This window comes from Desertihabitans aurantiacus (assembly GCF_003344635.1).
Classification (GTDB): Bacteria; Actinomycetota; Actinomycetes; order Propionibacteriales; family Propionibacteriaceae; genus Desertihabitans; species Desertihabitans aurantiacus.
In genome coordinates this window covers 1-7,691 of the sequence record NZ_QPKK01000190.1, presented here as the reverse complement: position 1 = coordinate 7,691, position 7,691 = coordinate 1, and the positions used below count along the sequence as shown (strand labels likewise).

Annotated in this window: 8 protein-coding genes; 7 read left to right on the top strand and 1 reads right to left on the bottom strand. The window is 74.2% G+C overall.

The genetic code is table 11. The features are described from left to right. On the top strand, positions 1-448 hold a 448-nt coding region (locus tag DVA66_RS14310), incomplete at its 5' end, for a hypothetical protein (RefSeq protein ID WP_114560693.1). Positions 449-470: 22 nt separating this feature from the next. Here the strand turns inward: DVA66_RS14310 and DVA66_RS14305 are convergent. Further along, positions 471-1,679 carry a glycosyltransferase gene (locus DVA66_RS14305; protein ID WP_114560692.1) on the bottom strand — a complete coding sequence of 403 codons (1,209 nt, stop codon included), beginning with the start codon at positions 1,677-1,679 and terminating at the stop codon, positions 471-473. 430 nt (positions 1,680-2,109) lie between these two features. On the opposite strand from DVA66_RS14305, the gene DVA66_RS14300 reads away from it, so the two are divergent. From DVA66_RS14300 to DVA66_RS14275, 6 genes are all read left to right on the top strand, one after another. After that, positions 2,110-3,789 carry a nitrite/sulfite reductase gene (locus tag DVA66_RS14300; RefSeq protein ID WP_114560691.1) on the top strand — a complete coding sequence of 560 codons (1,680 nt, stop codon included), beginning with the start codon at positions 2,110-2,112 and terminating at the stop codon, positions 3,787-3,789. Further along, positions 3,786-3,965 (top strand): hypothetical protein, encoded by a 180-nt coding sequence (locus DVA66_RS14295; protein ID WP_114560690.1) that lies wholly within the window; start codon positions 3,786-3,788, stop codon positions 3,963-3,965. Before DVA66_RS14300 ends, DVA66_RS14295 begins: the two co-directional genes overlap by 4 nt. Beyond that, complete coding sequence (locus DVA66_RS14290) at positions 3,962-4,687, top strand: phosphoadenylyl-sulfate reductase (protein WP_114560689.1); 726 nt, start codon at positions 3,962-3,964, stop codon at positions 4,685-4,687. The genes DVA66_RS14295 and DVA66_RS14290 overlap by 4 nt, the downstream gene beginning before the upstream one ends. Before the next feature lie 32 nt (positions 4,688-4,719). Next, positions 4,720-5,652, top strand: coding sequence for a sulfate adenylyltransferase subunit CysD (cysD, locus tag DVA66_RS14285; RefSeq protein WP_232821963.1), 933 nt, complete (start codon positions 4,720-4,722; stop codon positions 5,650-5,652). Further along, complete coding sequence (locus tag DVA66_RS14280; RefSeq protein WP_198671776.1) at positions 5,652-7,019, top strand: GTP-binding protein; 1,368 nt, start codon at positions 5,652-5,654, stop codon at positions 7,017-7,019. The genes cysD and DVA66_RS14280 overlap by 1 nt, the downstream gene beginning before the upstream one ends. Before the next feature lie 216 nt (positions 7,020-7,235). Continuing rightward, positions 7,236-7,691: precorrin-2 dehydrogenase/sirohydrochlorin ferrochelatase family protein (locus tag DVA66_RS14275; RefSeq protein ID WP_198671775.1), on the top strand; the 456-nt coding region annotated here is incomplete at its 3' end.

Here is a 7,691-nt window from a genome sequence, read left to right as displayed (position 1 = left end):
CAGCCCGAGCGCCCCGGCCAGCCCGGGCCCCGGCGAGGAGCAGGCCCCTGCCGACGGCGAGCGCGGCCCCCGCGGGGGTGGGCACGGCCCCGGCGGGTTCGACACCGCCGCGCTGGCCGAGCGGCTCGGGGTGGAGGAGGAGGCGCTGGTCACGGCGCTGCAGGAGCTGCGCGAGGAGCAGCGCCAGGCCCGCGAGTCCGCCGACGGCGAGCGTCCCGCGCCGGACGAGCGCATCGCCGAGCTCGCCTCCGCCTTGGCCGAGAAGCTCGGCATCGAGGAGTCGGTCGTGACCGACGCGGTGGAGGAGCTGCGCAGCGAGCGGCAGGCCGAGCGCGCCGCGCGTGTCGAGGAGCGGCTGACCCGGGCGGTCGAGGACGGCACCCTCACCCAGGCGGAGGCCGACGCCGTCCGCAAGGCCATCGAGGAGGGCGTGCTCGGCGGCCGCTGAGGCCGTCGGCCTAGCCGGCCGCTCAGCCGGCCAGCAGGAACCGGGCGGCCTCGTGCGCGCCGTCGGTGCGGATGGCACCGCCGACGGCCCGGGCCCGCTGCGCCGTCGTCGGCTCCAGTGCGGTCCGCAGCGCGGCCGTCAGCGACTCGACGGTCGGCGCCGGGCCCGGGTGGGCGACGCCGACGCCGAGGTCGTCCACCCGCTCGGCCCACGACGGCTGGTCGGCCAGCTGGGGCACCACCACCTGGGGGACACCGGCCCGGGTGGCCGTGGTGGTGGTGCCCGCGCCGCCGTGGTGCACCACGGCGGCCACCCGGGCGAACAGGGCCTGCTGGTTCACCTCGCCGATGACCAGGCAGTCCCCGGTGCCGTCCGGCGGGGTCAACCCCGCCCAACCACCCGCCAGCACCACCCGGCGTCCCAGCGCCCGGGCCGACTCGACCGCGATCTCCGCCAGGTCGTCCCGCCCGTGCAGGCCCATGCTGCCGAAGCCGACGTAGACCGGGGGCTCGCCGGCGTCCAGGAAGTCCACGAGCTCCTCGGCCAGCGGTCTCCGGTCGGGCAGGATCCACGCCCCGGTCTGCCGCAACCCGACCTCGACCAGCCGCCGCCACGGGCAGAGCACCAGGTCGGCGGCCAGCAGACCCGGCCCGCCGCCGAGCACGTGGGAGTGGACGTCGACCACCGGGGGCAGACCCAGCCGGGCGTGGTGGCGGTTCAGCGGCCCGGCGTACAGGGCGTCGACCCGTTCGGTGTCGTGGCGCCACAGCTCGCGCAGGTCGTCCTGGTCCGCCGGAGGAGGGGGGCCCGGCCGACGTCCCGGCGGGAAGTGCCGCGACGGCAGCCCGTAGACCGCGAAGGCGGCGAAGACGTAGCGCACCCCCAGCGTCTCGGCGACCGTCCGCACCCCGGCCGGCAGCAACCCGGTGGCCAGCAGCACGTCGGCCCCCTCGGCCGCGGCGGTGAGCACCTCGAACCGCGCGTCCACCAGCTCGGCGGCGAACCGGTAGGCGTCCTCGACCGTCGGCGGCCGGTCCCCGGCCACCACCGAGCGCACCGAGCGGCCCAGGGGGACGTGCTCGGCCCCGGCCCGGTGCACCACCGCCACGACGTCCTCGTCCGGCGGCGCGCACACCCGCACCTGCGCCCCCTGCTCCAGCAGCGCAGCCGCCAGCCCCGCCACCGGTTCGACGTCACCCCGCGACCCCACCGTCGTCAGCACCACCCGCACGATCTGGACCTCCCCGTCCCTCGAATCGACGTCCGGCGGCCCAGGATGGGGCCTGGTCGGGGTCTTGCCGCAAGCCCCCCGGCCGGCGTTAACCTGGAGGCGGCAGGGAGGTCCGGCTCGACCGGAGCCGTCGACCCCCGCCCGCGGCCGGCGTCCAGTACCTGGACTGAGGCACCTGACCCGCGCTCCGTCCCCGAGACTGCACCGGTGACCGGAGTCGACCCTGCCGCCGGTGGCCTCACCGTGCGCCACCACGTGGACCTGCTGCGCACCAGCAGCGCCCTGTGTTCCTGACCGGTCTGCGTCCCTGACCGCGCGCGCCGCCGGCGACGCCCGGCAGGGGAGCGGGAACAGACGCGCCGCCGACGGCGTTGACCCGCGCAGCCTCCGCCCCGACTCCCCCATCTGCAGCCTCGACGGAAGGTCGACCGTGACCCAGAGCCCGACCGCGCCTCCTCGCGCGAAGTCCGCCCGCCCCCAGAAGTCGCACGGCCAGTGGGCCGAGGGCGACCGGACTCCGCTCAACCACAACGAGGAGTTCAAGCAGGCCGACGACGCCCTCAACGTCCGTGCCCGGATCGAGAGCACCTACGCCAAGGAGGGCTTCGACTCCATCCCCGGGGACGACCTGCGGGGTCGGATGCGCTGGTGGGGCCTCTACACCCAGCGCAAGCAGGGCATCGACGGCGGCAAGACCGCCACCCTGGAGCCGGAGGAGCTCGAGGACTCCTACTTCATGCTGCGGGTCCGCTCCGACGGCGGCGCGCTCAGCCTGGAGCAGCTCAACACCATCGCCTCGATCAGCAACGACTTCGCCCGCGGCACCGCCGACATCTCCGACCGGCAGAACATCCAGCTGCACTGGGTCGAGATCGAGTCGGTGCCCGAGATCTGGCGCCGGCTCGAGGCCGTCGGGCTGCGCACCACCGAGGCCTGCGGCGACTGCCCGCGGGTGGTGCTCGGCTCCCCGGTGGCCGGGATCGCCGCCGACGAGGTGATCGACGGCACCCCCGCGATCGAGGCCATCGTCGAGAAGTACATCGGCGACCCCCGGTTCTCGAACCTGCCGCGCAAGTTCAAGTCCGCCATCTCCGGGCTGCCCGACATCGCGCACGAGATCAACGACATCTCCTTCGTCGGCGTGGTGCACCTCGAGCACGGCCCCGGTTTCGACCTGTGGGTCGGCGGCGGGCTGAGCACCAACCCGATGCTGGCCCAGCGGCTCGGCGTCTGGGTACCGCTGGAGGACGTCCCGGACGTGTGGGCCGGGGTGGTCGGCATCTTCCGCGACCACGGCTACCGCCGGCTGCGCAACAAGGCCCGGCTCAAGTTCCTGATGGCCGACTGGGGGCCGCAGAAGTTCCGCGAGGTGCTCGAGCAGGACTACCTCGGACGCCCGCTGGTCGACGGCCCCGCGATCGAGCTGTCCGAGCGCCGGGTCGACCACGTCGGCGTGCACCGGCAGAAGGACGGGCGCAACTGGGTCGGCGTCGCGCCGATCGCCGGCCGGGTCAGCGGTGACGTGCTCAACGCCGTGGGCGCGGTGGCCGAGCAGCACGGCTCGGGCCGGGTGCGGCTCACCCCGCACCAGAAGCTGCTCGTCCTCGACGTCCCCGACGAGCAGGTCGAGGCCGCCGTCACCGCGCTGGAGGCCCTCGGGCTGACCGCCCGGCCGAGCGAGTTCCGCCGCGGCGTGATGGCCTGCACCGGCATCGAGTACTGCAAGCTCGCCATCGTCGAGACCAAGGCCCGCGCCGCGTCCGTGGTCGTCGAGCTGGAGGAGCGGCTGCCCGACTTCGACTCCCCGCTGACCCTGCACGTCAACGGCTGCCCGAACGCCTGCGCCCGCACCCAGGTCGCCGACATCGGGCTCAAGGGGATGCTCGTCCCCGGCCCGGACGGCGAGCAGGTCGAGGGCTTCCAGGTGCACCTGGGCGGCAGCCTCGGGGTGGACGCCGGGCTGGCCCGCAAGACCCGCAACCTCAAGGTCACCGCCGACGAGCTGGGGGAGTACGTCGCCCGCGTCACCGGGCGCTACCTGGAGCAGCGCACCGACGGCGAGACCTTCGCCCGCTGGGCGCGCCGCGCCGACGAGGACGACCTGCGGTGAGCAACCTGCGCAGCCCGGTCTTCCACTGCCCCTTCTGCGGGGAGGAAGACCTGGTGCCCGCCGAGCGTTACGCCGACGACACCGTCGGGGGCTGGCACTGCCGTAGCTGCGACCGGCTGTTCAGCGTCACCCTGCACGACGTCAACCACTCACGCACCTCGGGAGGACCGCGATGAGCACGATCACCTGGGACGAGCCACGCCTGCGCGAGGCGGTCCGGGACGGGGCCGCCCTGGTCGCGGCCCACGGCGAGGGCGAGGACTACCTGCGCAAGGTCGAGCTCAGCGAGGCCGTGCTGCGCTGGGCGCACAACACCTTCGGCGACGGCCTCACCACCGCCTCCTCGATGGGGGACGAGGCGCTGGTCGACCTGGTCGGGCGCACCCTGCCCGGGGCCGACGTGTTCTTCCTCGACACCGGCTACCACTTCCCCGAGACGCTGGCGACCCGCGACCACTACGCCGAGAACACCCCGGTGAGCATCCGCACCATCCTGCCGCTGCAGAGCCTGGAGGAGCGGGAGGCCGCCCTGCGCGACTGGTCGCCGGAGCGCTGCTGCGGGACGCGCAAGGTGGAGCAGCTCAACCAGGCCGTGGCCGGGCGCAACGCCTGGGTGACCGGGATGCGCCGGGTCGACGCCCCCACCCGCACCGACATCGAGGTCGTCTCCTTCGACGAGAAGCGCCGGATGGTCAAGATCAACCCGCTGGCCGCCTGGACCGACGAGGACCTCGAGACCTACGTCTTCCACTACGACGTCCACCTCAACCCGCTGCGGGAGCAGGGCTACGCCTCCATCGGCTGCGCCCCCTGCACCCGACCCGTCCTCCCCGGTGAGGACGCCCGCGCCGGCCGCTGGGCCGGTCAGGCCAAGACCGAGTGCGGGTTGCACACGTGAGCCCCATCGACCAGGCAGGAACCGTGACGACGATCGACCGCGCCAGCGTGGCCAGCAGCGCCGCCGCCGACCTCCGGCTCGACCACCTCGACGACCTCGAGGCCGAGTCCATCCACATCTTCCGGGAGGTGGCCGGGGAGTTCGAGCGTCCCGTGCTGCTGTTCTCCGGCGGCAAGGACTCGGTGCTGATGCTGCACCTGGCGGTGAAGGCGTTCGCGCCGGCCAAGCCGCCGTTCACGCTGATGCACGTGGACACCGGCCACAACTTCCCCGAGGTGCTGACCTTCCGCGACGAGACCGTCGAGCGACTCGGGCTGCGGCTGGTGGTGCAGAAGGTGCAGGACTACATCGACGACGGCCGGCTGGTCGAGCGTCCCGACGGCACCCGCAACCCGCTGCAGACCCGTCCGCTGCTCGACGGCATCGTCGAGCACAAGTTCGACGCCGTCTTCGGCGGCGGCCGGCGCGACGAGGAGAAGGCCCGCGCGAAGGAGCGGGTGTTCAGCCTGCGTGACTCCTTCGGTGCCTGGGACCCGCGCCGGCAGCGCCCCGAGCTGTGGGAGCTGTACAACGGCCGGCACGCCCCGGGTGAGCACGTCCGGGTGTTCCCGCTGTCGAACTGGACCGAGCTGGACGTCTGGCGCTACATCGCGCGGGAGCAGATCGAGCTGCCGAGCCTGTACTACGCCCACTCCCGCGAGGTGTTCCGCCGGGACGGGATGTGGCTGTGCGCCGGGGACTGGGGCGGCCCGCGCCAGGGCGAGGACGTCGAGACCCGCACCGTCCGCTACCGCACCGTCGGCGACATGTCGTGCACCGGCGCGGTGGAGTCGACGGCCACCGACGTCGAGGCCGTCATCCTCGAGGTGGCCGGCAGCCGGCTCACCGAGCGCGGCGCCACCCGCGCCGACGACCGGCTCAGCGAGGCCGCCATGGAGGACCGCAAGAAGGAGGGCTACTTCTGATGGCCACCGAGACGATCGACCCCGATGCCCTGAGCGAGTCCGACCGGATGCTGGTCGACCCCGAGGCCAGCCGTGACCTGCTCCGGCTGGCCACCGCCGGCAGCGTCGACGACGGCAAGTCCACCCTGGTGGGCCGGCTGCTGTTCGACACCAAGTCGGTGCTGGCCGACCAGCTGGACGCCGTGGAGCGGGTCAGCCGCGAGCGCGGGCTGCAGCACCCGGACCTGGCGCTGCTCACCGACGGCCTGCGCGCCGAGCGCGAGCAGGGCATCACCATCGACGTGGCCTACCGCTACTTCTCCACCCCGACCCGGTCCTACATCCTGGCCGACACCCCCGGCCACGTGCAGTACACCCGCAACATGGTCACCGGGGCCTCCACGGCCGAGCTGGCGCTGATCCTCGTCGACGCCCGGCACGGTGTGCTGGAGCAGACCCGCCGCCACCTGGCCGTCACCGGGCTGCTCGGTATCCGCCACGTCGCGGTCGCGGTGAACAAGATGGACCTCGTCGACTTCTCCGAGTCGGTCTTCACCGGCATCGTGGCGGAGCTGCAGCGGCTGGCCGGCCACGTCGGCATCGACGCGGTCACGGCCGTCCCGGTCTCGGCCCTGCTCGGGGACAACGTGGTGACCCGGTCGGCGCACACCCCCTGGTACGACGGGCCGACCATGCTCGAGCACCTGGAGACCGTGGAGGTCGGCGCGTCCCCGCAGGACGAGGCCTTCCGGATGCCGGTGCAGTACGTCATCCGCCCGCAGAGCGCCGAGCACCCCGACTACCGTGGCTACGCCGGCCGGATCACCAGCGGCGTGGTCGAGGTGGGCACCCGGATCCAGGTGCAGCCCGAGGGCTTCACCACCACCGTGGTCGGCATCGACCGGGTGGGACGTCCGGGGGAGCCGGTCGAGCGCGAACGGGCCCACGCCCCGCAGTCGGTGGTGCTGCGGCTGGCCGACGACCTCGACATCTCCCGCGGTGACCTGATCAGCGAGGCCGCCCGTCCGGCCACGGAGGTCAAGGACCTGGAGGCCACCGTGGCGGTGCTCTCCAGCCGTCCGCTCCGCCACCGCGACATGGTCTACGTCCGGGTCGGGACGGCCACGGTCAAGGGGCTGGTGACCGACCTCGTCGACACCCTCGACATGACCACCCTGGAGCGCGGCCCGGCCCCCTCGGAGCTGCCGCTCAACGGGATCGGCACCATCCGGCTGCGGCTGGGACGCCCGGTCGCGGTGGACGACTACGCCGCCGCCCGCCGCACCGGCTCCTTCCTGCTGATCAGCCCCGACGACGGCGCCACCCTGGCCGCCGGCATGGTGCAGCTCACCGGCGACCTCGTCGACGCCGACTCGTGGCTGATCTGACCGCGCGCCGCCCCCGAACCGCCGCGGGCCCGTCGGCTGCGCACCGGCCCGACGCCCAGCGCCCTGAGCCTGTCGAAGGGCGACCCCTCGCGGGACCGTCGGCTGCGCACCGCCCCCGACCCGAGCGCCCTGAGCCTGTCGAAGGGCGATCCGCCGCCCGGTCGACGGGTGCCCTGCGCCCGGCCCTCCGGGTGGGCTGAGGCGACCATGTACCCGGTGAGCCTCCGCCTGCGCGACCGCCGCGTCCTCGTGGTCGGCGGCGGCGCCGTCGCCACCCGGCGGGTCGACGACCTGCTGGCCGAGGGCGCCCAGGTCGAGGTGGTGGCGCCGGGGCCGAGCGAGCGGCTGGTGTCCCTGGCCGCGGAGGGACGGCTCGTCCTGCACCGCCGGCCGTTCACCGAGGACGACCTGCTGCGTCCGACCCCGGCCTGGTTCGTGCTCACCGCCACCGGGACGGTCGACGCCGCGGTGGCCGCCGCCTGCGAGCGCGAGCGGGTGTGGTGCCTGCGCGCCGACGACGCCGACGCCTCCCCGGTGCACCGACCGTCGGTCGCCCGCGGTGCGGAGGGCAGCCCGGCGGAGGGGCTGACGGTGGCCGTCTCCGGCGACCGCGACCCGCGCCGGGCCGTCGCCGTCCGCGACGCCGTGCTCGCCGGCCTGGACTCCGGGACG

What these genes read in the sequence shown, in the direction of transcription:
- DVA66_RS14280 (WP_198671776.1), top strand. Translation starts at nt 5,652, where the DNA reads ATGGCCACCGAGACGATCGACCCCGATGCCCTGAGCGAGTCCGACCGG.
- DVA66_RS14290 (WP_114560689.1), top strand. Translation starts at nt 3,962, where the DNA reads ATGAGCACGATCACCTGGGACGAGCCACGCCTGCGCGAGGCGGTCCGG.